Origin of the sequence: Microbulbifer salipaludis (genome assembly GCF_017303155.1) — a bacterium.
Classification (GTDB): domain Bacteria; phylum Pseudomonadota; class Gammaproteobacteria; order Pseudomonadales; family Cellvibrionaceae; genus Microbulbifer; species Microbulbifer salipaludis.
Map to the genome: position 1 here is coordinate 212,418 of NZ_JAEKJR010000003.1, position 21,917 is coordinate 234,334.

24 protein-coding genes and 1 tRNA gene are annotated in these 21,917 nt (G+C 59.2%); 6 read left to right on the top strand and 19 right to left on the bottom strand.

All coding sequences use genetic code 11. From position 1 onward, the window contains the following. Positions 1-21 precede the first annotated feature (21 nt). The 16 genes from JF535_RS16135 to JF535_RS16210 all read right to left on the bottom strand — a co-directional run bounded on the left by JF535_RS16135 (position 22) and on the right by JF535_RS16210 (position 12,612). Positions 22-97 (bottom strand) — tRNA-Lys (locus JF535_RS16135). Positions 98-258: 161 nt separating this feature from the next. Continuing rightward, positions 259-933, bottom strand: a complete 675-nt coding sequence (gene queC, locus JF535_RS16140; RefSeq protein WP_207004156.1) for a 7-cyano-7-deazaguanine synthase QueC — start codon at positions 931-933, stop codon at positions 259-261. A 42-nt stretch (positions 934-975) separates the two neighbouring features. Then, on the bottom strand, positions 976-1,668 hold the full coding sequence (queE, locus tag JF535_RS16145; protein ID WP_207004157.1) for a 7-carboxy-7-deazaguanine synthase QueE: 693 nt from the start codon (positions 1,666-1,668) through the stop codon (positions 976-978). 158 nt (positions 1,669-1,826) lie between these two features. After that, entirely contained in the window at positions 1,827-2,651 is an 825-nt protein-coding gene (ybgF, locus tag JF535_RS16150) for a tol-pal system protein YbgF (protein ID WP_242524060.1), read from the bottom strand. A gap of 15 nt (positions 2,652-2,666) precedes the next feature. Then, positions 2,667-3,146, bottom strand: coding sequence for an OmpA family protein (locus JF535_RS16155; RefSeq protein ID WP_207004158.1), 480 nt, complete (start codon positions 3,144-3,146; stop codon positions 2,667-2,669). 134 nt (positions 3,147-3,280) lie between these two features. Beyond that, positions 3,281-4,576, bottom strand: a complete 1,296-nt coding sequence (gene tolB / locus JF535_RS16160) for a Tol-Pal system beta propeller repeat protein TolB (RefSeq protein ID WP_242524084.1) — start codon at positions 4,574-4,576, stop codon at positions 3,281-3,283. Continuing rightward, entirely contained in the window at positions 4,576-5,337 is a 762-nt protein-coding gene (gene tolA / locus JF535_RS16165) for a cell envelope integrity protein TolA (RefSeq protein WP_207004160.1), read from the bottom strand. The genes tolB and tolA overlap by 1 nt, the downstream gene beginning before the upstream one ends. 19 nt (positions 5,338-5,356) lie before the next feature. Beyond that, the gene (gene tolR / locus JF535_RS16170; RefSeq protein ID WP_066962504.1) at positions 5,357-5,788 is read right to left on the bottom strand and encodes a protein TolR; all 432 of its coding nucleotides are present in this window, start codon (positions 5,786-5,788) and stop codon (positions 5,357-5,359) included. A 20-nt stretch (positions 5,789-5,808) separates the two neighbouring features. After that, positions 5,809-6,498 (bottom strand): protein TolQ, encoded by a 690-nt coding sequence (gene tolQ, locus JF535_RS16175; RefSeq protein WP_207004161.1) that lies wholly within the window; start codon positions 6,496-6,498, stop codon positions 5,809-5,811. 3 nt (positions 6,499-6,501) lie between these two features. Further along, a complete protein-coding gene (ybgC, locus tag JF535_RS16180; protein ID WP_066962499.1) occupies positions 6,502-6,906 on the bottom strand; it encodes a tol-pal system-associated acyl-CoA thioesterase in 405 nt (134 codons plus the stop codon). A 127-nt stretch (positions 6,907-7,033) separates the two neighbouring features. Further along, positions 7,034-8,053: a Holliday junction branch migration DNA helicase RuvB gene (ruvB, locus tag JF535_RS16185; RefSeq protein WP_066962496.1), complete on the bottom strand. Its 1,020-nt coding sequence runs from the start codon at positions 8,051-8,053 to the stop codon at positions 7,034-7,036. A 17-nt stretch (positions 8,054-8,070) separates the two neighbouring features. After that, positions 8,071-8,682, bottom strand: a complete 612-nt coding sequence (ruvA, locus tag JF535_RS16190) for a Holliday junction branch migration protein RuvA (RefSeq protein WP_207004162.1) — start codon at positions 8,680-8,682, stop codon at positions 8,071-8,073. Positions 8,683-8,979: 297 nt separating this feature from the next. Next, a complete protein-coding gene (gene ruvC, locus JF535_RS16195) occupies positions 8,980-9,510 on the bottom strand; it encodes a crossover junction endodeoxyribonuclease RuvC (RefSeq protein WP_207004164.1) in 531 nt (176 codons plus the stop codon). Positions 9,511-9,658: 148 nt separating this feature from the next. Further along, on the bottom strand, positions 9,659-10,402 hold the full coding sequence (locus JF535_RS16200) for a YebC/PmpR family DNA-binding transcriptional regulator (protein ID WP_207004166.1): 744 nt from the start codon (positions 10,400-10,402) through the stop codon (positions 9,659-9,661). Positions 10,403-10,500: 98 nt separating this feature from the next. Then, on the bottom strand, positions 10,501-12,279 hold the full coding sequence (gene aspS, locus JF535_RS16205; RefSeq protein WP_207004168.1) for an aspartate--tRNA ligase: 1,779 nt from the start codon (positions 12,277-12,279) through the stop codon (positions 10,501-10,503). 78 nt (positions 12,280-12,357) lie between these two features. Continuing rightward, positions 12,358-12,612, bottom strand: a complete 255-nt coding sequence (locus JF535_RS16210) for an FmdB family zinc ribbon protein (RefSeq protein ID WP_066967590.1) — start codon at positions 12,610-12,612, stop codon at positions 12,358-12,360. A 312-nt stretch (positions 12,613-12,924) separates the two neighbouring features. Between JF535_RS16210 and JF535_RS16215 the strand changes: the two genes are divergently transcribed. The 4 genes from JF535_RS16215 to JF535_RS16230 all read left to right on the top strand — a co-directional run bounded on the left by JF535_RS16215 (position 12,925) and on the right by JF535_RS16230 (position 17,068). After that, positions 12,925-13,356 (top strand): HU family DNA-binding protein, encoded by a 432-nt coding sequence (locus JF535_RS16215; protein WP_207004169.1) that lies wholly within the window; start codon positions 12,925-12,927, stop codon positions 13,354-13,356. A gap of 204 nt (positions 13,357-13,560) precedes the next feature. Next, positions 13,561-15,291: a proline--tRNA ligase gene (locus JF535_RS16220; protein ID WP_207004170.1), complete on the top strand. Its 1,731-nt coding sequence runs from the start codon at positions 13,561-13,563 to the stop codon at positions 15,289-15,291. 108 nt (positions 15,292-15,399) lie between these two features. Next, positions 15,400-15,960, top strand: coding sequence for a lytic transglycosylase domain-containing protein (locus JF535_RS16225; RefSeq protein ID WP_066962473.1), 561 nt, complete (start codon positions 15,400-15,402; stop codon positions 15,958-15,960). Positions 15,961-16,024: 64 nt separating this feature from the next. Continuing rightward, complete coding sequence (locus JF535_RS16230; RefSeq protein WP_207004171.1) at positions 16,025-17,068, top strand: helix-turn-helix transcriptional regulator; 1,044 nt, start codon at positions 16,025-16,027, stop codon at positions 17,066-17,068. A 325-nt stretch (positions 17,069-17,393) separates the two neighbouring features. On the opposite strand, the gene JF535_RS16235 is transcribed toward JF535_RS16230, so the two are convergent. Continuing rightward, entirely contained in the window at positions 17,394-17,711 is a 318-nt protein-coding gene (locus tag JF535_RS16235; RefSeq protein WP_277987272.1) for a c-type cytochrome, read from the bottom strand. A gap of 303 nt (positions 17,712-18,014) precedes the next feature. Between JF535_RS16235 and JF535_RS16240 the strand changes: the two genes are divergently transcribed. Continuing rightward, a complete protein-coding gene (locus tag JF535_RS16240) occupies positions 18,015-18,866 on the top strand; it encodes a peptidyl-prolyl cis-trans isomerase (protein ID WP_207004172.1) in 852 nt (283 codons plus the stop codon). Further along, positions 18,863-19,900 (top strand): HupE/UreJ family protein, encoded by a 1,038-nt coding sequence (locus tag JF535_RS16245; RefSeq protein WP_207004173.1) that lies wholly within the window; start codon positions 18,863-18,865, stop codon positions 19,898-19,900. The genes JF535_RS16240 and JF535_RS16245 overlap by 4 nt, the downstream gene beginning before the upstream one ends. An 84-nt stretch (positions 19,901-19,984) precedes the next feature. On the opposite strand, the gene JF535_RS16250 is transcribed toward JF535_RS16245, so the two are convergent. Continuing rightward, positions 19,985-20,461, bottom strand: coding sequence for an Lrp/AsnC family transcriptional regulator (locus JF535_RS16250; protein ID WP_066962458.1), 477 nt, complete (start codon positions 20,459-20,461; stop codon positions 19,985-19,987). 145 nt (positions 20,462-20,606) lie between these two features. After that, positions 20,607-21,803, bottom strand: coding sequence for a pyridoxal phosphate-dependent aminotransferase (locus JF535_RS16255; protein WP_242524061.1), 1,197 nt, complete (start codon positions 21,801-21,803; stop codon positions 20,607-20,609). Positions 21,804-21,917: the final 114 nt, after the last annotated feature.

Consider the following 21,917-nt stretch of genomic DNA (forward strand, 5'->3'; position numbering starts at 1 on the left):
AGCCAGTAACAGGAGGGAAGATGGTGGGTCGTGCTGGATTCGAACCAGCGACCAATTGGTTAAAAGCCAACTGCTCTACCAACTGAGCTAACGACCCTTGACCCCTCAACCTGAGGAGCTGCGTATCTTACGGATCTAATCCGAAAACACAAGACCCGATTACAAAAAAAATTACCTGAAAATATAAGGGCTTAGAGGCTCCCAATCCCGGACAGCCGGGCCTTCCAGCCGAGGCAAGAAAGCCCTCACACCCAGGCGTTACGCATACACCGTGGGGTCGTCCAGCCCTGCCTCGGCGAAGCCGGCAGCGCGCAGGCGACAGCTGTCGCAGCGGCCGCAGGCGGCACCATCGGCCTGCGCCTGGTAGCAGCTCACGGTTAGGCTGTAATCAACGCCCAGCTCAGTGCCACGCTTGACGATATCCGCCTTGCTCATGCGCATCAGCGGCGCCCGGATGCGCAGCTTGTTACCTTCGACACCAGCGCGGGTGGCCAGATTCGCCATTTTCTCGAAAGCATCAATGTATTCGGGCCGACAATCCGGGTAACCAGAGTAGTCAACAGCATTCACACCCACAAAAATATCCTGCGCACCCAGCACTTCGGCCCAGCCGAGGGCAATTGACAGAAATACGGTGTTACGGGCCGGCACATAAGTCACCGGTATCCCGGAGGTCTCTACTTCCGGTACGTCGATACTGTCGTCGGTGAGCGCGGAGCCACCAATGACCCGCAGGTCGAGCTTCACCACCTTGTGCTCGAGCGCTTCCAGGTCTGCCGCCACGCGCTGCGCGGCCATGAGCTCCGCACTGTGCCGCTGCCCATAGTCAAAGCCCAGCGCGAAACACTGGTAGCCCTCAGCGCGCGCCATGGCGAGCACGGTGGCAGAATCCAGCCCCCCAGATAGCAAAACGACGGCTTTCTTGTCACTCATAACACAATCCATAGTCAGTCTCGGTGGCGGCTACCCGAACCATCACACGCCGGGCACATCACCCCACAGCAATTTGTGCAGTTGCATCTGCATGCGCACCGGCAATCCATCCTCCAGTATCCACTCGGCCAACTGTCGGGGCGCCAGCTGCTCGTAACTGGGGGAGAAGAGTACCTCACCGACTCGATCGGTTAGCCGGTACTGGTCCAGGGTAAATCGGGCCCAGTCGTAATCCCCCCGGTCGCAAATCACGAACTTGATTTGGTCATGGCGGCCAAGCAGTGGGATATTTTCCATGCGATTGCGCGCCTGCTCACCGGAAGCCGGTGTTTTCAGGTCCACAACCCGGGACACCCGTTCATCGACCGCATCCACCGGCATAGCGCCACTGGTTTCCAGGGAGACCCGGTAGCCCGCGTCGCACAACAGCGTTAAAAGAGGCAGGCAGTTGGGTTGTGCCAGGGGTTCCCCCCCGGTCACACACACGTGGCGAGCCGGGTAGTGCTCAATCTTCTGCAAGATTTCCGCCAGTGTCATCCGCTCGCCGCCGTAAAAGGCGTACTCGGAGTCGCAGTAGGTGCAGCGCAGCGGGCAACCGGTCAGACGGACGAACACCGTGGGCAGCCCAGAGTCCCGCGCCTCCCCCTGCAGGGAATAAAAAAGCTCGCTGATTCTTAGCGACTCACCAGTCAAATCACCCGCAGGCTGCGCTGTGCCGGTTTGCACGGTTTTCATCTCGCCCATATGTTCGTTGCAACAGTATCGGAGGTCACCCCGGCGGCAAAAGCCGGACACCACATATAAAAACGCCCGGGAGGCCAATGCCACCCGGGCGCGGGATCATAGAATTTTTTTGATCACAAAACCAGCACTTGAGCGGTGCGGCGGCGGGCTTACTGGAAGTTTTCCTTCAAGTATTGCTTCGCGAGCCCAGAGGCACGGGCGTCACTGGCCGCAACCTGCTCCAATAGCTCTTTAGCCTTGGCTTTGTCACCCAGCTGGTAGTACACGGTACCCAGCTTGTAACGGCCATCCCACACCTTACCGGAATTGGGGTAGCCGTCGAGCAGCGCCACAAACCAGGTGCGCGCCTCTTCGATGTTCCCCTGCACCAGAGCAATCTCGCCCAGCCAATAGTTGGCGTTGGGTGCATACTGGCCGTTGGGGTAGTCGTCAAGCAGGCTTTTGAAGGCCTTGCTGGCACCGTCGTAATCGCCATTTCGGGCCAAACCGAAGCTGGCCTGGTAGCGATCGCGCTCATTTTCACTGGCTGCAGGGGCGTCAGCATCATTGGCCGGCGCCTGGGCAGCGGAATTGGCCCCACCGGCACCACCGGACGCCGGAGCATCGGTTGCGGGGGCATCACCAGTCAGCTTGGATATACGGCGATCGAGATCCATATAGTCTTCGGTGCGCTGTTGACGCAACCGCTTGACCTCGTGCCGAAGCTCCTCCACCGAACCGCGCAATTCCTGGACTTCCTGCTGCAGAAGCTGCATCTGGTAGTAGGCATCCGCCTGCGGGTTTGCCTGCAGGTTTCCGGCCGAGGTATCGGTCCGGCTGGCGAGCTGCGGATAGCTGGGGGGAGGAGGGGTTGCAGCACCACGATTGACGTTGCTGTCACTGGACAGATCAACAATCGGGGCCTGCGAGAATGCGGGCGGAACCGCAGCCATAAAGGCTGCGGCTACCGCGATACTTCTAATCAGAAAAGACAATGTCATGCTTCCAGATTAGTTGATTACCACGCGGCGGTTCATAGCGCGAGCGCTCTCGCTGGAACCTTCAACAGCCGGACGCTCTTCGCCGTAGCTGATGACTTCCAGGTTAGCGGCGTTTACGCCCTGGAGCACCAGGAAGTCGCGTACGGCGTTGGCACGACGCTCGCCCAGAGCCAGGTTGTATTCACGGGTGCCCAGCTCGTCGGCGTGGCCTTCCAGGCGTACGGTACCAGTGGTGGCGCCGCGCATACGGTCAGCGTGCTTGATCAGCAGCTCACGGGTAGAAGGCTTCAGCAGGCTCTGGTCGAAGTCGAAGTAAACGACGTTGTCCAGCGGCACTACAGTTTCGGTAGCAGTGGTATCTTCCACTACCGGAGGTGGGGTTTGCTCAACCATCTGGTTGGCGCTGTCGTCGGTATCGGTGCTGGAACAACCGGCCATTACTGCCAGTACGCAAGCCAGGCCCAAGCCGGTTTTAACTGATTTGAACATAAACAACTCCGCTTTAGTGTTATCGAGAAATCCTGTAAGGGGTAAAACCCGGTATTAAATCAGGGTTTCGCTTCTTCTTATTTGTTTGATCTCACACTTGTCGCAAAAAGATAATATATACGACAGGTACTGCATCAATCAAAGTAAGGCGACCACGCCGGCTCGCGGACATTTCCCTGCTGAGAAGGCAGGCTGTATTTCACCCCGGCATCCAGCGACACCGCAGCTAGAATACCCTTGCTCCCCCGCTTGGTGGCGTACATCAGCATCGCGCCATTGGGCGCAATACTCGGGGATTCGTCCAGGCGCGTCTCCGTAAGGACACGCATTCGTCCGGATACGATGTCCATCGTAGCGATCGTAAAAACCCCCCTGCTACGATGCACCATAACCAGTGTTTTGCCATCGGGGGATACCCGCGGACGCGCGTTGTAGTCGCCGTCGAAGGTTAAGCGGTCTACTTGACCCGTGGCAAGAGTCAATTGATAAATTTGTGGCTTACCTCCCCTATCCGAGGTAAAAACCAGCGATTTCCCATCGGGCATCCAGTTTGGTTCGGTGTCGATGGAGAAGTGACGGGTCAGCCGGGTAAAGCGACCGCTGGCCAGATCCAGCACGTAAATTTCCGGGTTGCCGTCCTTGGAAAGCACCATCGCCAACTTGGAGCCATCCGGCGACCAGGTGGGCGAGCTGTTCAGTCCCTTGAAGTTGGTGAGCTGCTGACGCGCACCAGTGCGCAGGTTTTCGCGAAAAATCGCCGGACGTCCTGTCTCGAAAGACACGTAAGCCACTTCCTGACCATTGGGCGACCAGCTCGGCGACATCACCGGTGCACTGAAGCGGCGGATCTGGCGTGCGCGCGCGCCGTCGATATCCGACAGCATCAGCGCATAGCTGGGCTGACCGCCGCGCTGGGTCTCCTGCACGTAGACCATCTGGGTACCAAAGGCCCCGCGAATACCGGTAATCGCCTCGAAAACCTCATCCGCTGCGCGGTGGGCAATATCCCGCAGCTGTTGTGCGCCACCGGTGACCTGCTTGGTGAACACCTTGCGCTGGCCAAAAATATTGACCAGGTCAAAGCTCAGCAGGTAGCCATTGGCCTGGGGCTGCATGCGGCCGGTCACCACATACTCGGTGCCCAGCATACGCCAGTCGCGAAAGCTCACCTGCTCCGGGGTCTTCGGAAAAGAGAGCATGTCCTCGCGGGGTACCGGTGCGATCAGGCCGCTGCGGCGCAGGTCGGCCGCAATGATCGCCGACACATCCTCGGCCAGAACGCCGCTGCCGGACCAGTCAAACGGCACTACCGCAACCGGTGTGGGATTATCGTTACCGTCGACAATTTCAACCACCAGCTGGGCCCGGGCGGAAACCGCCAGCACACAGCCGAGTAACGTGGTGAGCAGAAGTGAGACTGTTTTTTTCATCATTGGCGCAGGCCTTCGACTCTGAATATCAGTTTGGTGGTTCGTATCTGGCGCTCAAACAGCGATGGCTCCTCACGGGCTACCTCAGCCACCTCGGGGAATACCTCGACCTTCTTGACCGCGGTGAGCACCGATCTGTCCACGGCAGCATTGCCACTGCCTTTGGTAATGGTTGAGGCAATTACCCGGCCGGTGGGCACAAAATTGATCTGCACTTCCACCACCATGCCATTGCGGGCACTGGGTGGCCGACTCCAGACTGCCTCGATGCGCTGTTGAATGGCCTGGGCGACGGACATCACTGCTGCGGAATCATCACTGGCTTCCTGCAGCGCCTCTTCATCTTCCAGCGCGTCCTCAAATGCACTCTTGCGCTCCTGCTCCAACCGCTCCTTGCGCTCTTTTTCTTTGCGGGCCTTTTCCTCTGCCTCACGCTTCTTGCGGGCGGCTTCGGCCTTGCGTTTTTTCTCTGCTTCCTGCTTCTTTTTGCGCTCGGCCGCGGCTTTGCGTTTTTTCTCGGCCTCGGCCCTGCGCTGGCGCTCCAGCTCCTGCTGGCGGCGCTTCTCGCGCAAATCGACCTTGGGCGGCGCTTTGGGTTTGTCCGATTTGGATTCCAGCTGCACCAGCTTGGCCTGCACGAACTTTGGCATGGGCTTCAGCTCACGCTTGTGCTCCGCCTCCCAGCCAAACGTCAGCACTGCGATCAAAAGCGCATGCAAAGCCACACTGATAACGATAGCCGGGCCGTAGGAGCCTTTCATACTTGCCTCTTGCCCCGGATCACTCTGACGGCGGTTCGGTAACCAGCCCGACGCTTGGCGCCCCGGCCTGCTGGAGATGGGTCATGGCCCCCACGATCAAACCGTATTTGGCGTCCGTATCGCCCCACACCAGCACCGGCGTTTTCGGCTTCTGGCGCAACACTTTGGCCACGGTATCCTTGATCTCTTTCAGCGGTTTGGCGACTTTTTCGTCCTCACCGAGATTCAGGTAATAGGTGCCATCCGCTTTCACCGACACGATCAGAGGCTCGTCATCGGTATCTTCAATTGGTGCGGAGGGGGCATCCGGCAGGTCAACCTTCACACCCTGCATCAGCAGGGGCGCGGTCACCATAAAGACGATCAACAGCACCAGCATCACGTCGATGTAGGGCACCACGTTGATCTCGGAGACCAGTTTGCGCTTCGGAGCCTTGCGAAAATTGCTCATGGTTTCGCTGTCCTCGCGCCTCAGCTAGCGTGTACTTTGCGATGAAGGATGGAGGAAAACTCCTCAGCGAAGGTCTCATAGCTGGACAGCAGCCACTCCGCCCTGGCGGAGTAACGGTTGTACGCCATGACCGCAGGGATAGCGGCAAACAGGCCCATGGCGGTTGCCACCAACGCCTCGGAAATACCCGGCGCGACAGTCGCAATAGTGGCCTGGTGCATAGTGGCAAGACCGCGGAAAGAGTTCATGATGCCCCATACGGTGCCAAACAGGCCGATATAGGGGCTGACGGAACCCACAGTGGCGAGGAACGGCAGGTTCATTTCTACCTTCTCCTGCTCGCGCGACATGGCAACCCGCATCGCCCGCTCGGTACCCTCCATCACGGCCGCAGGGCTGCTTTTGCCCTGCTGACGCAGACGTGTGAATTCGGTGAAACCGGCGCGGAATAGCGACTCGACCCCGTCGATACTGCCCTTCTCCGCGGCGGCGTTGCCATCGCGAAACAGCTGGTTCAGGTCTGCACCCGACCAGAACTTGCGCTCGAAGTTGATCATGGACTTGCGCGCCCGCGACAGATAGCTGCCCCGCTGGATGATCATCACCCAGGAGATCACTGAGGCCAGCAACAGCATCAGCATCACCAGTTGCACCAGCAGGCTGGCGCTGGAAATCAGGCCCCAAAGAGAAAGTTGTTCACCGGCATTCATGTCTTAACTCGCTGCCTTCAATGCTTGATAGATGGTTTCAGGTAGTGCACAGGGTTTGCGGCTGGCATCGTCCACACAAGCCACTTTGACCACGCCCTCGCAAATAATTTCATCGCCGCGCCAGATTTTCTGCTCGAAGGTAATCGCAGCACGGCCGAGCTTGCCAATACGGGCAGAGGCTCTCAGCGCATCATCCAGTATTGCAGACCGGCGGTACTGTACCTCAGCGGAATGCACCACCAGCAGCAACCCCTGCTGCGGCATGGCGGGCTTATCATAGCCGAGGGCGCGGACCAATTCTGTGCGCGCGCGCTCCATATACTTTAAATAATTGACGTAATAGACGATTCCGCCAGCGTCCGTATCCTCGATATAGACGCGAATGGGAATAGAGAAAGGTTCTGACACACACCGTCCTTAAATGACCGACCGCAGACGCGTTTTTGTTGTTGATAGCGGTTTGGGGGCCGCCGGTGCAATTTCAAGGGCACACAGCGGCGACAACAGGACATGCTACAGGATCGCGACCGGTTCGTCAGGTACGGTCCGGGGCGGGAATACCGAAATGCGCGTAGGCCAGTGCCGTCACCACGCGCCCGCGGGGAGTGCGCGCCAGGTAACCCTGCTGGATCAGATAGGGCTCCAGTACATCTTCAATGGTATCCCGCTCTTCACTGACCGCCGCCGCCAGGCTGTCCACGCCCACCGGACCACCATCGAATTTCTCGATCATGGTCAGCAATACGCGCCGGTCGAGCTGATCGAAGCCACTGGCATCCACATTGAGCATGTTCAGTGCGCGGTCAGCAGTCTCGGTGCACACGTGGCCATTGCCCTTCACTTCCGCGTAATCCCGTACACGACGCAGCAGGCGGTTGGCAATACGCGGGGTGCCGCGGGCGCGGCGCGCCACCTCATGGGCCCCGCCCTGGTCCATGGCCACCCCCATCAACCCGGCAGAGCGGGCGACGATGCTGGTGAGATCTTCTACCGAGTAGAACTCCAGGCGCTGCACGATACCGAAGCGATCCCGCAGCGGTGAAGTGAGCAGTCCCGCCCTGGTGGTGGCCCCCACGAGGGTAAACGGCGGCAAATCCAGCTTGATGGAGCGCGCTGCCGGGCCTTCACCAATCATGATATCCAGCTGGTAGTCCTCCATCGCCGGATACAGCACCTCTTCCACATGGGGACTGAGGCGGTGGATCTCATCGATGAACAACACATCGCCGGGCTCGAGGTTGGTCATAATGGCGGCGAGGTCGCCGGCTTTCTCCAGCACCGGCCCGGACGTGGTCTTGATCGCCACGCCCATTTCTGCCGCAATGATGTTGGCCAGGGTCGTTTTACCGAGCCCGGGCGGACCAAATACCAGCGTGTGGTCCAGCGCTTCCTTCCGAAGCTTGGCGGCCTGGATAAAAATTTCCATCTGCTCGCGCACCACCGGCTGGCCCACATAATCGGCCAGGGTTTTCGGGCGCACGGCGCGGTCGTACTGTTCCTCTTGCCCGGAAGGGCCGATGGGTTCGGGGGCGATCAGGCGGTCGGCTTCAATCACAGGGTCATCTCAATACGTTATGCAGGGGCCATGCTTTTCAGGGCGAGGCGTATCAGGGTCGCGCTATCGGCTTCGGGCTGCGCCTTGGCGGCGCGGGCGACCATCTTGCTGGCGTCGGTGGGCTTGTAACCCAGCGCGGCCAGCGCGCTCTCCGCTTCACCGGCATGGTCGACCTGTGGCTCGGCGCTGGCAGCCATCAGCGGGATATCACCCAGGTCACCGCTCTGCGGGGTCAGCTTGCCACGCAGCTCGATGATCAGTCGCTCGGCGGTCTTCTTGCCCACGCCGGGTACTTTCACCAGCGCGCCAATATTGTCGTCTGCCACACAGCGCGCCAGTGCGGCGCCATCGAGGCCGGACAGGATGGCCAGGGCCATTTTCGGACCAACGCCGTTGACCTTGATCAGGGTACGGAACAGCTGCCGGTCGGATTCACGAATAAACCCGAACAATTGCTGGGAGGTTTCCGACACTGCCAGATGAGTATGCAGCTGCACGCTACCGCCCAACTGCGGCAATTCAAAGATGGTGGTCATGGGGGCCAGCACTTCGTAGCCCACGCCCTGTACGTCTACCAGTAATTGTGGGGGCTGTACGGCGGCCAGTTTTCCGGTGAGTCTTCCTATCATTCTTTTTCCAGGCTTGATGACACGGTTGAATCCAGTGGCACCTATTTTCTTAGTCTTGTGGCGGCGCCACTGCCGGTAAAGGTTTGCCAGACACGCCGTAAACCCATCCATGGGGGCTCTTCTGCGAGGTCCCTCTCGCAGAAGGTCTGGCAAACCTTTACCGGCAGCAGCGCCTTCGAGTCATGGTCATTCGCCATCACACACCACCGAGCACACCCGGTGATTGCCAAGCAAGCAGCGCTAAAGTGCTAAGGCTTCGATACCGGGGACACCTTCGCGGGACCGCCGAAGCCAAACTCAAGTAACACTGAGCCGCCCCCGACGAAACCGAGTGCGACTCCCGGCAGAGGTTTGAATCAACGTCTGCATCGTATGCATATGACAAAGCGCTACGGCCAACGCATCCGCAGCATCTTCCTGTGGAGAAGCCGGCAGTTTCAAAAGGGTTTTGACCATATGCTGCACCTGCAGCTTGTCCGCACCACCGTTACCCACCACTGCCTGTTTCACCTTGCGTGCTTCGTACTCCGAGACAGCCAGATCCGCATGGGTGGCAGCAACGATGGCCGCCCCCCTCGCCTGCCCCAGCTTAAGCGCCGAACCGGCACTCTTGGACATAAACACATTCTCAATCGCCATCTGCTGCGGCTGATACTGCTGGGCAATCTGGCTGACGGCATCAAATATGAGCTTCAGGCGCTCCGGGAGTGGGCCATCGGGGAGTTTGATCACCCCACTCGCCACATAGCGGGCGCTGGAGCGCTCGACATCGATGAGGCCGTAACCGGTTTTGCGCGAGCCGGGATCAATTCCCAGAATTCGGGTCACGACGGGCCACCCCCTGTACATTTATACAATTGTTTGCGGAAGTGTCCCAAGGCGACGCCGGGGCGTCAAGGCTGACCGCCGGGTATATCGGCGGCAGATACAAAAATGCCCCGAAATTCGGGGCATTGGGTGGTGGCATCTGGCGAATCTACGCGAGCTCCGCCATCACCTCTTCCGGAATGTCAGCATTGGTGTACACATTCTGCACATCATCCAGATCTTCCAGCATATCCACCAGTGCCATTACTTTCTCCGCGCCATCTTTGTCCAGCGGGATGGTGGTGGCCGGAATCATGGCGATTTCCGCATTGTCCGGCTTGAAACCGGCTTCGGTGAGCGCGTCTTTCACCGGCATGTAGTCGGTAAACTCGGTGGTGACTTCGATGCTGCCATCGTCGTTGGTTTCGATGTCCTCGGCGCCGGCTTCCAGGGCGGCTTCCATCAGCGCGTCTTCATCGGTACCCGGCTCAAAGTACATCTGGCCCTTGCGCGCAAACAGATAAGCAACGGAGCCATCGGTGCCCAGGTTGCCTCCACGCTTGGTGAACGCGTGGCGTACCTCGGCCACGGTACGGTTGCGGTTGTCGGTCAGGCACTCCACCAGTACCGCCACGCCGCCCACACCGTAACCCTCGTAGGTCACCGCCTCGTAGTTGTCACCGTCGGCATTACCAGCGCCGCGGGCAATGGCCTTGTCGATGGTGTCGCGCTTCATGTTCGCGCCCAGGGCCTTGTCAATGGTGGCGCGCAGGGTCGGGTTGTCATCCGGGTTGCCCCCGGACTTCGCGGCCACGGTCAGCTCGCGAATGATCTTGGTGAAAATCTTACCGCGCTTGGCGTCCTGGGCCGCCTTGCGGTGCTTGATGTTGGCCCATTTACTGTGTCCCGCCATCGATGAATCTCCGGTCTTTCTCCAATAAGTTGGCTTAAAGGTGGCTTACTTTAATTCACGGTCACCCCGGCGCGCGCCGGGGTTTACGTTCAGAAACTTTAGCCCACTTGCTCTTCTTTCTGGCGCAGACGGATGCTCAGCTCACGCAGCTGCCTGGCGTCCACGGCGCCCGGTGCGTCGGTCATTACACAGGCCGCGCTCTGCGTTTTCGGGAAGGCGATGACGTCGCGAATGGAATCGGTGCCGGTCATCAGCATCACCAGCCGGTCGAGACCGAAGGCCAGGCCACCGTGGGGCGGCGCACCGTATTTCAGCGCATCCAGCAGGAAGCCAAACTTCTCCCGCTGCTCTTCCGCACTGATACCCAGTGCGCGGAATACGGTCTGCTGCATGTCCTGATTGTGAATACGGATGGAGCCGCCACCCAGCTCGGTGCCGTTCAGCACCATGTCATAGGCTCGGGACAGGGCTTCCAGCGGGTTTTTCTCCAGCTCTTCCGGTGCACAGGAGGGCGCGGTAAACGGGTGGTGCAGTGCGGTGATACTGCCGTCGTCGTTCTCTTCGAACATCGGGAAGTCCACCACCCACAGCGGCGCCCACTCGGCCACGTACAGGTTGAGGTCTTCACCCAGCTTGCAGCGCAGCGCGCCCAGTGCTTCGGAAACAACCTTGCCTTTATCGGCGCCGAAGAAGATCAGGTCGCCGTTTTCCGCCTGCAGGCGGTCGAGAATCGCCCCGCGCACGTCATTCGGCAGGAACTTGACGATCGGCGATTGCAGGCCGTTTTCCAGATCCGCCTTGTCGTTCACCTTGATATACGCCAGACCCTTGGCGCCGTAGATGGAGACATACTTGGTGTAGTCGTCGATCTGCTTGCGGGTCAGCTTGTCGTTGCCACCGGGCACCTTCAGGGCGGTGACACGGCCTTTCGGGTCGTTGGCCGGGCCGGAGAAGACCTTGAAGTCCACTTCCGTCATCAGGTCCTTGATGTCCACCAGTTCCAGCGGAATACGCAGGTCCGGCTTGTCGGAGCCAAACTTGGCCATGGCTTCGGAGAATGGCATACGCGGGAATTCACCCAGCTCCACCCCTTTCAGCTCTTTGAACAGCTTGCGAATCATGTTCTCAGTGATGGACATGATGGCGTTTTCATCGAGGAATGCGGTCTCGATATCGATCTGGGTAAATTCCGGCTGGCGGTCGGCACGCAGGTCTTCGTCGCGGAAACACTTGGCGATCTGGTAGTAGCGATCAAAGCCAGACACCATCAGCAGCTGTTTAAATAGCTGGGGCGACTGCGGCAGGGCAAAGAACTTGCCTCCGTGGGTGCGGCTCGGCACCAGGTAGTCGCGCGCGCCTTCCGGGGTGGCTCGGGTGAGGATCGGGGTCTCGATGTCGAGGAAACCTTCACCATCGAGGTAGTTGCGGATAGCGGTGGTGAGCTGCGAGCGGAAGCGCAGGTTGTGCTGCATCTCGTTGCGACGCAGGTCCAGGTAGCGGTACTTGAGGCGTACGTCTTCGCCCACCGCGGTGTGCTCATCCAGCTGGAAAGGAGGGGTTTCCGCACTGTTGAGGATTTCCAGCTGCAGGCCGTACACCTCGATTTCGCCGGTCACCATGTTGGGGTTCACCGCTTCCGGTGCGCGGGCGCGCACACGGCCGGTTACCTTGAGGACGTACTCACTGCGCACACGGTCGGCAAGCTCGAAATGCTCTGCGGCATCCGGATCGAATACCACCTGTGCGATGCCATCACGGTCGCGCAGGTCGATGAAAATGACTCCCCCGTGATCGCGGCGGCGGTCTACCCAGCCACACAGGGTTACTTCGCGGTCAATATCGGCGGATCGCAGGGCGCCACAGTAGTCGGTGCGCATGGAGTCTTATTCCCTTAGTAATGTTTCAATTCTGCTGGTTGTTCTGAATGCCGCCTGTCTTAGCTTGGCCCAGATGTCTCAGCTGGCTTTGGATTCGGTGCCACTTCCGCTGCTGGATTTGGCGGCATCACCGGCAAGGTTCTTCTTGCTGCCGGTTTTGAAGTCGGTTTCGTACCAGCCGCCGCCCTTCAGGCGAAAGCCGGCCGCGCTGATCTGTTTGCTCAGTTCCGCCTTGTTGCAGGCGGGGCAGTCTTTCAGCGGAGCATCGCTCATACGCTGCAGGGCTTCCAGATGGTGGCCACAGGCCTTGCACTGGTATTCGTAGATAGGCATCGTGATGTACCCGGATCTCACTGAATATAAAGGGGCGCAGATTATACATGAGCACCTGCGAGGGAAGAAGAAGCCTGTAATTTGAGGGCGCCCGCCGTCCAGGTGCCGTGCGCGCAGCGGGATTTGAGGGCCATTTTTCGAGCAAAACCCTGTAAAAAAGCACTTTTTTTCTGTTTTTACCCCGTGCGCGCGGACAAAAACTGGATATACTTCAGCTCAGTACTTGGGTAAGCCCTGGCCCAGCAGCCCGGCAAGCCTTGTTGTACACACACTTTCACTGGAAAAACACGTATATAAAGAAGGAAGCTAACGATGGCCGCAAAGAAGAAAGCCGCAGCTAAGAAAGCCCCCGCCAAGAAGACTGCAGCCAAAAAGGCTCCAGCCAAGAAAGCCGCAGCCAAGGCCGCTCCGGCCAAGAAGAAAGTGACTGCGATCAAAGAGAAGTACACCAAAACCCAGATTCTGAACCAGATCGCCGAGAAAACCGAGCTGTCCCGCAAGCAGGTACAGTCTGTACTCGACGAACTGACCGACGTGATCGAAGGCCACGTGAAGAAGCGCGCTGTAGGCGAGTTCGCCCTGCCCGGCCTGATGAAGATCACCACCGTGAAAAAGCCGGCCAAAAAGGCTCGTAAGGGTATCAACCCGTTCACCGGTGAAGAGACCGTGTTCAAGGCCAAGCCCGCGAGCATCCAGGTGAAGATTCGCCCGCTGAAGAAGCTGAAGGAAATGGCCGAGTCCTGATCCCCACTGCGTTCAGCCCCGAAAACCCCGCTTTTGCGGGGTTTTCTGTTTTTGGAACACGAGTTTTGTGCGAATTGCGCTCCTTGGCGGCACCTGCACCTTCGCATCGAGTTCGGTGGCCCCTACCAAAACCCGCCCCCACCGGCGTAAAATGGCCGCCCTCTAACCTTGCCCTAAATTCCACCGACAGAAAAAGAAAGCACTATGCGCGCATCCCGCTATCTGATCGCCACCCAGAAAGAAACTCCTAATGACGCAGTGGTCATCAGCCACCAGCTGATGCTGCGCGCCGGCATGATCCGCCGCCTGTCCTCCGGACTCTATACCTGGCTGCCCACGGGTCTGCGGGTACTGCGCAAGGTCGAGAACATTGTGCGCGAGGAGATGAACAACGCCGGCGCACTGGAAGTACTGATGCCGGTGGTGCAGCCGGCCGAGCTGTGGGAAGAATCCGGCCGCTGGCAGCAATACGGCCCGGAGCTGCTGCGCATTCAGGACCGCCACAACAATCCCTTCTGCCTGGGCCCCACCCACGAAGAAGTGATCACCGACCTGATTCGCAACGAGGTCAACAGCTACAAGCAGCTGCCGGCCAACTTCTACCAGATCCAGACCAAGTTCCGCGATGAGATCCGCCCCCGCTTCGGCGTGATGCGCGCCCGCGAGTTCACCATGAAGGACGCCTACTCCTTCCATGTGAACGCGGACTCCCTGCAGGAAACCTACGACGTCATGCACGATGCCTACTGCCGCATTTTCGACCGCATCGGCCTCGACTACCGCCCGGTACTGGCAGATACCGGCTCCATCGGCGGTTCCCACTCCCACGAATTTCATGTGCTGGCCCAAAGCGGTGAGGACGATATCGCGTTTTCCTCCGAGAGCCGCTACGCCGCGAACGTGGAACTGGCCGAAGCCGTGGCCCCCACTGGCGAGCGCCCGGCGCCCAGCAAAGACATGCAGGAACTGCACACTCCGGGGCACAAAACCATTGCGGCGCTTGAGGAAGCATTCGGCATCGCCGCCAATACCTCGGTCAAAACCCTGATTGTATTGGGTGAAACTGCGGAAGAAGGCGACGAGGCGCCACTGGTGGCGCTGGTGCTGCGCGGTGACCACGACCTGAACGAGCTGAAGGCAGAGAAACTCCCGGGCATTGCCAGCCCGCTGCAATTTGCCCCGGAAGCGCGCATTGCCGCGGAGCTGGGCTGTGGTATCGGCTCCCTGGGCCCGGTGGGTATGAACATTGACGTGGTCGTCGACCGTGCAGCGGCCCACCTGGCGGATTTCGTGTGTGGTGCCAACAAAGATGACTACCACCTGACCGGTGTGAACTGGGAGCGCGATGTGGCGCTGGGCCGGGTCGAAGACCTGCGCAACGTGGTGCCGGGCGATGCCAGCCCGGATGGCAAAGGCACTTTGGAGATCAAGCGCGGCATCGAGGTTGGCCATATTTTCCAGCTGGGCACCAAGTACAGTGAGGCGATGAATGCCACGGTACTGGACGAGAACGGCAAGGAGCAGGTGATGGCCATGGGCTGTTACGGTATCGGCGTTTCCCGCGTGGTGGCCGCAGCCATCGAGCAGAACCACGACGATGCGGGCATCATCTGGCCGGAAGCCATCGCGCCGTTCCAGCTGGCGATTGTGCCGATCAACATGCATAAGAGTGAGGCGGTGCAGCAGAAGTGTGAGCACATCTACGAGGCGCTCTCGGCGAAAGGCATTGATGTACTGCTGATGGACGAGCCGAAAGCCCGTCTCGGCGGCATGCTGGCGGATACCGAGCTGATGGGCATCCCCCACCGCATCGTCGTCGGCGACCGCGGACTGGAAAAAGGCAATATCGAGTACAAGGGCCGTCGCGATTCTGAGAACCAGGAATTTTCTGCGGATCAGATTCTGGATATTCTGCTGGAGAAGATTGCCCACTAAGCTGCCGGCTTCGAGGTTCTTTGGGACTTCGTAAGCGAGCCCGGTGGCGGCCAAGCACTGGGGGAAGGCCCTGCCCTTCCCCAGCCCATTCCCGTAAAATCTCACCCCATGATAAGAAAAGTTCTCTCCACATTGCTGCTGTGCCTGCTCAGCACCGCGGGCTACGCCCAGGTCAAGCAGGTGGACCCCCAGCTACTGGCCGCGCTCAAAGGTGCCGTGACCGAAGCCGACTCCTTCGTCGACCGCTTCGATGCCGAAGTGTGGCTGATGTCAAAGTCCCAACCCCTGGCCCGCTACATCAAGGAACCGGAAGAACGCATGCGGGTGCTCAAGGCCATACACCGGGAAGCCACACGCGCGGGACTGCAGCCGGAAATTGTGCTGGCCGTGATACAGATCGAAAGCGCATTTAACCCCTACGCAGTGTCCCGTGTGGGTGCCCAGGGCATGATGCAGGTGATGCCCTTCTGGAAAAATGAAATCGGTCGACCCGAAGACAACCTGATCGACATGGACACCAATCTCCGCTACGGGTGCACCATCCTCAAGCACTACATCAAGAAAGCGAAAGGCAACATGCCCAACGCCCTGGCCTATTACAACGGCAGCTACGGCCGTCATACTTACAGCCGCAAGGTGCTCGATGCCTGGGTCGATCGCTGGCGCTGAGTGCGCAGTCCGTTAGAGTCTGTACAGCGTGGAAACGTAATACAAGATAAGCCCGAGGTCGCCGATGGATTATCGTTTTTTTACCGGCGCTGCTTGCGGCCTGCTGCTGCTCGCCGCGGCACGCATTGCGATCGGGCACCGACACCGGGTTGGCAGCTGGTGGCTTCTGATTCTGATGTTCGGCGCGAGCCTGTATTTGCTGCGCCCACTGCTGGATAACCAAAGCGCGCTGACAGGCCTGCTCATCAACCTGCCCACTCTCCTGATTCCCGGTGCTTTCTGGGTTTTTACCTACCAGCTGTGCAACGACAAAGAACCATTTCCCCGCTGGGGCTGGGTCGTGATCGGGGTGGAAATTGCGATTGACCTTGCCAGCCAACTACACCTACACCCATTTTTTTATCTACTGGCACAGCCCTGTAAATTGGGACTGATCGGCGCGGGACTTGCGACACTGATGCAACAGCTGCAGTCCGACCTGGTGAATGAGCGCCGGCAATTGCGCATTGGCCTGCTGATCGCGATCGGCAGTTACATGGTGATTGTGGTGTGCGCGGAATTTGTATTTTCCTATTTTCCCATTCCAGCGGGTGTTGCCACCCTGCACGCTATCATGGCCAGCGCTCTCGCCTTCGCCGCCTGCTTGTGGTTGCTCGCCCTGTCTCCCAGGGCCCTGGAAGAATCACTTCCCAGCATCACAGAGGACTCGGAGCCAACCGCACCGGCGGAGTCACCCACCCGGCCAGAGCCGCTGGACGCAAACCAGCAAGTTTTGCTGACAAAATTACAACAGCACATGCAAGCGGGCGGTTATCGCCATACCGGCCTGACCATCCGCGAGCTGGCGGATCAACTGGCAACCCGCGAACATGCGTTGCGCGCACTGATCAACCAGCACCTGGGGTTCCGCAACTTCAACGAGTACCTGAATCAATTCCGCATCGATGAAGCCAGCCGCCGCCTGTGCGACCCCAATGAGGCGCACCTGCCGGTACTCTCGATTGCACTGGATATTGGTTATCGCTCACTGAGCCCGTTCAATGCGGCCTTCAAGCGCCGCCATAACCAGACGCCCACCGAGTTTCGGCGAGCACAGTTACCCGAGTGAAGCAGCCATCGCGCCAGCGACCCGTTGCGTCGAATACAAAAGCGGGGCAAACCCTGCGTGAGTGAAGAGATGGGTGTGAAGGTAGAGAAAGAGATGGATGAAAAGAAAGGGTAAATAGGAAGTGTAAAAATCCGTCAGATTTTTTTAGATTTACGCAAGCCAAACACTGCCACTTGGGCCACACTGAGTCTTGCAGGACCTGCTCTGCAGGCGAATAGCCCAGTCACCACCTTGTCTGTAGACAGGTTCCTGCAAGCTTTTCAAACGCCCGGCCGCGCTCGGGCTACAGGACCACTGAAGCCCCAATGCGGCCGCCTGTGCCCACTTACTGTTTGGGCTCGGACATAAACTTGATCAGCGCCTTGTACTCCTCGTCCGTGCAGTCCGCACACAGGCCGCCCGGAGGCATGGCATTCATCCCATTTTTAATGGAACTCACCAGCGCATCCATGCCCTTGTCGAGACGGGGCTTCCACGCCTCGGGGTCATGTACCTTGGGTGCATTGGCAACGCCACTGGCGTGGCAGACATGACAGGCCCGCTGATACTTCTCCTCAATGGTCTCCGACACGGCAACGGCAGAAAAACCCGCCACACACGCCGTAAAAATGCCGCACACCGCAGTATGAATCATTGATTTCATAAATTCGCCTACTCCATCGGTAATCACTATCGAGCGTAAGTCATCGAGTGTAAGTCTGGCAGCCCACGCTGGCGCGCCGGCCCAAACTGGCCCGCCAATGACGGACAACTATAACCACGGCACCGGCGGTATCCAAATTTCCCCGGGGATTCCAGATCAGAAAAAAAGAAATGCCTGCCAAGCACGATGATGGCTTCAGGGACCACCACAGCAAATTCCTATTCTTGAACTATCCTCAATGGGCATAGGAATACGTGTGCAACGAGCCGTCGTCAAAAAAAGAGCATAAATCGGAGTTCGTGAATGGACTTGCGTTGGATCAAGGATCCCAGCCTTCAATTCGCCGCGGTTGGCGCCGCACTCTTCGCCCTCCATGGACTGTTCCAGACTGTCTCCCCCGGAGATGGGCAGGAAATCGTCATCACCCAGAACCGCATCCAGCACCTGTCGAATGTCTTCGAGCGCGGCTGGCAACGTCCCCCGGGTCCCGACGAACTGCAGGGTCTGATCGACGAATACGTCCGCGAAGAGGTGCTGTACCGGGAAGCGGTCAAAATGGGTCTGGACGAAAACGATACCGTGATCCGCCGCCGGCTGCGGATGAAGATGGAGTTTCTCGCGAAAGATCTGGTGGACGCCATTGAGCCCACCGATCAGGTACTGGAGACGTTTTACTCCAGCAACCTCGACAAGTACACCGTGCCCTCTCACTACACCTTTGAACAGGTGTTTCTCGACAGCGGCAAACGCACAGAAGTCGCCGAAGATGCGCGACTCGTCCTCACCAAGCTCACCGCCGGCACCGACCCCCAGACGCTCAGCGACAGCAATCTGCTGGAATACCGGTATGACAATGTGAGCAGCGAGCGTATTGACCGCTTGTTTGGCAGTGATTTTTCCCAACAGTTTCTCGAACTGGAGACTGGCCAGTGGGCGGGGCCCCTCACCTCCGCCTATGGCGAGCACCTGGTTCGAATTTCATCCTGCGAGCCCCGGCATCAGGCCGACTTCAACGAGATTAAAGCGGATGTACTGCGCGACTGGCAGCAGGCAGAGCAGAAAAACATTCTGCAGGCCCAGTATGAAACCCTGCGCGCAAACTACCGAATTCGTGTTGCGGCACCGACCGCAGGGGACGCGGAGGGCGCACAATGAGACGCCTGCTACTGTGGATCGCCCTGCTCTGCACCGCCCTCTCGGCCAGCCTCCCCAGTATCAGCTTCGCCCATGAACTGCGCCCGGCCGCACTGAGTATTGTGCAGACCGCAGCGGAACAGTTTGATGTAACCTGGCGAGTCCCCGCCCGTGGCGAGATGCGACTGTCACTGTACGTGCAGTTTGATGACCAGACCCTCGAGCGCAGCCTGCCCAGCGCCCAGATGGTCGGGGGCTATTACGTCGAGCGCTGGGAAATTTCCCATCCCCAGGCACTGGTCGGCAGTACAATTTCCATCGACGGGCTCGCCAATACCATGACCGACGCGCTGGTGCGTATCAGCTGGCTGGGAGGACGGGAACAGGTCAGCCGCCTGATGCCGGACCAGACCCAGCTGCAGGTTGAAAACCGGGCGGGCATGCTGCAGGTTGCGGGAACCTATTTTGTGCTGGGTATCGAGCATATCCTGCTGGGCATCGACCACCTGCTGTTTGTGCTGGCGCTGGTGGTGCTGGTAAGTGGCGGCGGGCAACTGGTCGCCACCATTACCGCCTTTACACTGGCGCACAGTATCACTCTGGCGCTTGCCGTACTGGGCGTGGTCACCGTGCCCCAGGCACCGGTCGAGGCCGTCATTGCATTGAGTATCGTGTTTATTGCCACGGAGATTCTGCACAAGCTGGAAGGGCGGAAAACCCTCGCCATACGCAAGCCGTGGGTGGTGGCGTTTGGATTCGGGCTGTTGCATGGACTCGGCTTTGCCGGCGCGTTGTCCGAAATCGGGGTTCCGGAGCATGCGATTCCCCTGTCTCTGGGGCTGTTCAATATCGGCGTGGAAGCGGGTCAGTTGGCGTTTATTGCCGGTGTCGCCGGACTGATGCATCTGCTGCGGCGGGTAAAGCCGGTACAACTGTGGGAGGTGCGTACCGGCACTTCGATCACGGCGGCCTCTGCGCTGCCGGTGGCCTATCTGGTGGGCGGGCTTTCCGCCTGGTGGCTGATCGACCGCACCATCGCACTGGTGGTGGTTTAAGGCCGCGGGCGCTGGGATCAACCCCCGCTGCCACTCAAAAGGCCCGAGGCCTAGAGAGGTCCAAGGACGGCAAGCGCCCTGCGTTCAATCCTGGAACAGAAGCTCCAGGGGATAGCCGGTAAACGGCTTGGTTTTCTCAATCACCAGGTGCGACGTCATGCGGGTAATCGCCGCATCCTCATCCGCCAGCAATTGTTCCGACACGCGATTGAAGTCCGCCGCATCCGGGCACACAAATCGCAGCATGTAGTCAAACTCGCCGGACATTTTCACACAGGAAACGATCTGCTCGATCTTGTTGATGGCTCGGCGAAAGCTCTCGCTGGTTTTCGAGTCCTGACGCTTCAGCGCCACATTGACGTAAAACTCTGCGTGGCGCACCTTCTCCAGGTTGATCTCGGCCTGGAACTCGCGGATAAACTTTTCACTGGTGAGCTTCTTCACCCGCGCCAGGCAGGCACTCTCGGAAAGGCCAATCTGGTCGGCCAGGTTGAGATTGCTGATCCGGGCATTGGTCTGCAGCACTTCGAGAATTTTCAGGTTGTGGCGGTCTACTTTCACGGTAATCTACTTTTCATTCTGCCGGTGGCTCGGCTGAGCCCGGGAGGCGGGGCAAGGTGCCCGAAGGATAACGCAATTCGCCGTTGCGAACACGTGAGCCACTCGCGGTCCTCACGTGTTCCCAAGGCTATAAGCAGCGAGTTTTTTAGCCGGCTTTCAGGCAACCACCCGTCACGAACCGCTCAATGCGATCCAGCGCCCGGGAGAGCTCGCTCTCCTCCGCGGCCAGTGTCAGTCGCACGTGGTTCACAGCACTGGGACCAAACGGTTTTCCCGGTAGTACCGAAACCAGTTCCGCATCGAGCAGTGCATCGGCAAAGGCTTCCCCGCTTTCCGCCACTTCCGACACATCCACCATCACAAACATGCCCGCATCCGGGGAGTAGCAGCTGAGGCCCGGGATGCGCCCTACCCGCTCCACAATCAGGTCGCGGCGTTTCTCATAGGCCTCACGCATCTGGCTTACAAAATAGGTATCGAACTCCAGCGCGAACGCGGCGGCCTCCTGGATAAACTGAGGCACCCCAAAAATGGTCGCACCGGCAAATTCGATCAGGCGCTCAACCATCTCGCCCTGCGCCACCGCCCAGCCCAGACGCCAACCGCTCATCGCGTGGGACTTGGACAGGCCGTCAATCACGATCACATTATCCAGCTGCTCGGCCGCCGCGCGCAGGGAAGTATGTCGGCGCGCGAAGGTGATCATGGAATACATTTCATCAGAAATCAGCCACACATTGCGCGCCCGGCAATAGGCGGCAAGCTCGCGCAACTGCTCCGGGGTTGCCATGGCTCCGGTGGGGTTGACCGGGGTGTTGATCATAACCGCGCGGGTGTCATCGGTAATCGCCTGTTTGATGGTTTCGATATCAAAGGCAAAGCCCTGCTGCGCCGGGCAGGCGACCTTCCGGACGTCCAGTTGCAGGGCATCGGTAATGGGCACATAGCCGATGTACATGGGCTCAGGGATGACGATCTGCTCGCCCGGGTTCAACAGGCAGGAGAGCACGGCAAAAATGGCATTGGTGCCGCCGGGGAACACCACCACGTCATCGGGGCTACAGGGGTGGGGTGATACCTTGCTTTCGATATCCGCAATGGCACGGCGCAGCACTGCCTCGCCAGCCGCCGGCGAGTAGTGGGTACGGCCTACCCCCAGGCGAGCGCGGGCGAAATCGAGAATGGGCTCCGGGGTATCGAAGTTGGGGTCACCCACACACAGGAAAATGACATCCTCCCCCTTGTCGGCAAGGTCGTGGGCACGATCGCTGACCGCCCAGACGTCGGCGTCGGCGGAGTGCAAGGCCTGGCTCTGTTTGCTGAATCGGGGGCTGTACATCATTGGCGTCCATCTATTCGGGTTGTTATCGATCTGCTCACGATAGCAACCGTCGGGCTAATCGATGCCGATTAACCCCCGAGGTTTTCGCAGCATGCCGATTTATTTTCCCGGTTT

Bases quoted from the DNA above. Each gene is read 5' to 3' on its own strand.
- queC (WP_207004156.1), bottom strand. From the start codon at position 933: ATGAGTGACAAGAAAGCCGTCGTTTTGCTATCTGGGGGGCTGGATTCT.
- queE (WP_207004157.1), bottom strand. From the start codon at position 1,668: ATGAAAACCGTGCAAACCGGCACAGCGCAGCCTGCGGGTGATTTGACT.
- JF535_RS16155 (WP_207004158.1), bottom strand. From the start codon at position 3,146: ATGTTCAAATCAGTTAAAACCGGCTTGGGCCTGGCTTGCGTACTGGCA.
- tolB (WP_242524084.1), bottom strand. From the start codon at position 4,576: ATGAAAAAAACAGTCTCACTTCTGCTCACCACGTTACTCGGCTGTGTG.
- tolA (WP_207004160.1), bottom strand. From the start codon at position 5,337: ATGAAAGGCTCCTACGGCCCGGCTATCGTTATCAGTGTGGCTTTGCAT.
- tolR (WP_066962504.1), bottom strand. From the start codon at position 5,788: ATGAGCAATTTTCGCAAGGCTCCGAAGCGCAAACTGGTCTCCGAGATC.
- tolQ (WP_207004161.1), bottom strand. From the start codon at position 6,498: ATGAATGCCGGTGAACAACTTTCTCTTTGGGGCCTGATTTCCAGCGCC.
- ruvA (WP_207004162.1), bottom strand. From the start codon at position 8,682: ATGATAGGAAGACTCACCGGAAAACTGGCCGCCGTACAGCCCCCACAA.
- JF535_RS16200 (WP_207004166.1), bottom strand. From the start codon at position 10,402: ATGGCGGGACACAGTAAATGGGCCAACATCAAGCACCGCAAGGCGGCC.
- aspS (WP_207004168.1), bottom strand. From the start codon at position 12,279: ATGCGCACCGACTACTGTGGCGCCCTGCGATCCGCCGATATTGACCGC.
- JF535_RS16210 (WP_066967590.1), bottom strand. From the start codon at position 12,612: ATGCCTATCTACGAATACCAGTGCAAGGCCTGTGGCCACCATCTGGAA.
- JF535_RS16215 (WP_207004169.1), top strand. From the start codon at position 12,925: ATGGCCGCAAAGAAGAAAGCCGCAGCTAAGAAAGCCCCCGCCAAGAAG.
- JF535_RS16220 (WP_207004170.1), top strand. From the start codon at position 13,561: ATGCGCGCATCCCGCTATCTGATCGCCACCCAGAAAGAAACTCCTAAT.
- JF535_RS16225 (WP_066962473.1), top strand. From the start codon at position 15,400: ATGATAAGAAAAGTTCTCTCCACATTGCTGCTGTGCCTGCTCAGCACC.
- JF535_RS16230 (WP_207004171.1), top strand. From the start codon at position 16,025: ATGGATTATCGTTTTTTTACCGGCGCTGCTTGCGGCCTGCTGCTGCTC.
- JF535_RS16235 (WP_277987272.1), bottom strand. From the start codon at position 17,711: ATGAAATCAATGATTCATACTGCGGTGTGCGGCATTTTTACGGCGTGT.
- JF535_RS16240 (WP_207004172.1), top strand. From the start codon at position 18,015: ATGGACTTGCGTTGGATCAAGGATCCCAGCCTTCAATTCGCCGCGGTT.
- JF535_RS16245 (WP_207004173.1), top strand. From the start codon at position 18,863: ATGAGACGCCTGCTACTGTGGATCGCCCTGCTCTGCACCGCCCTCTCG.
- JF535_RS16255 (WP_242524061.1), bottom strand. From the start codon at position 21,803: ATGATGTACAGCCCCCGATTCAGCAAACAGAGCCAGGCCTTGCACTCC.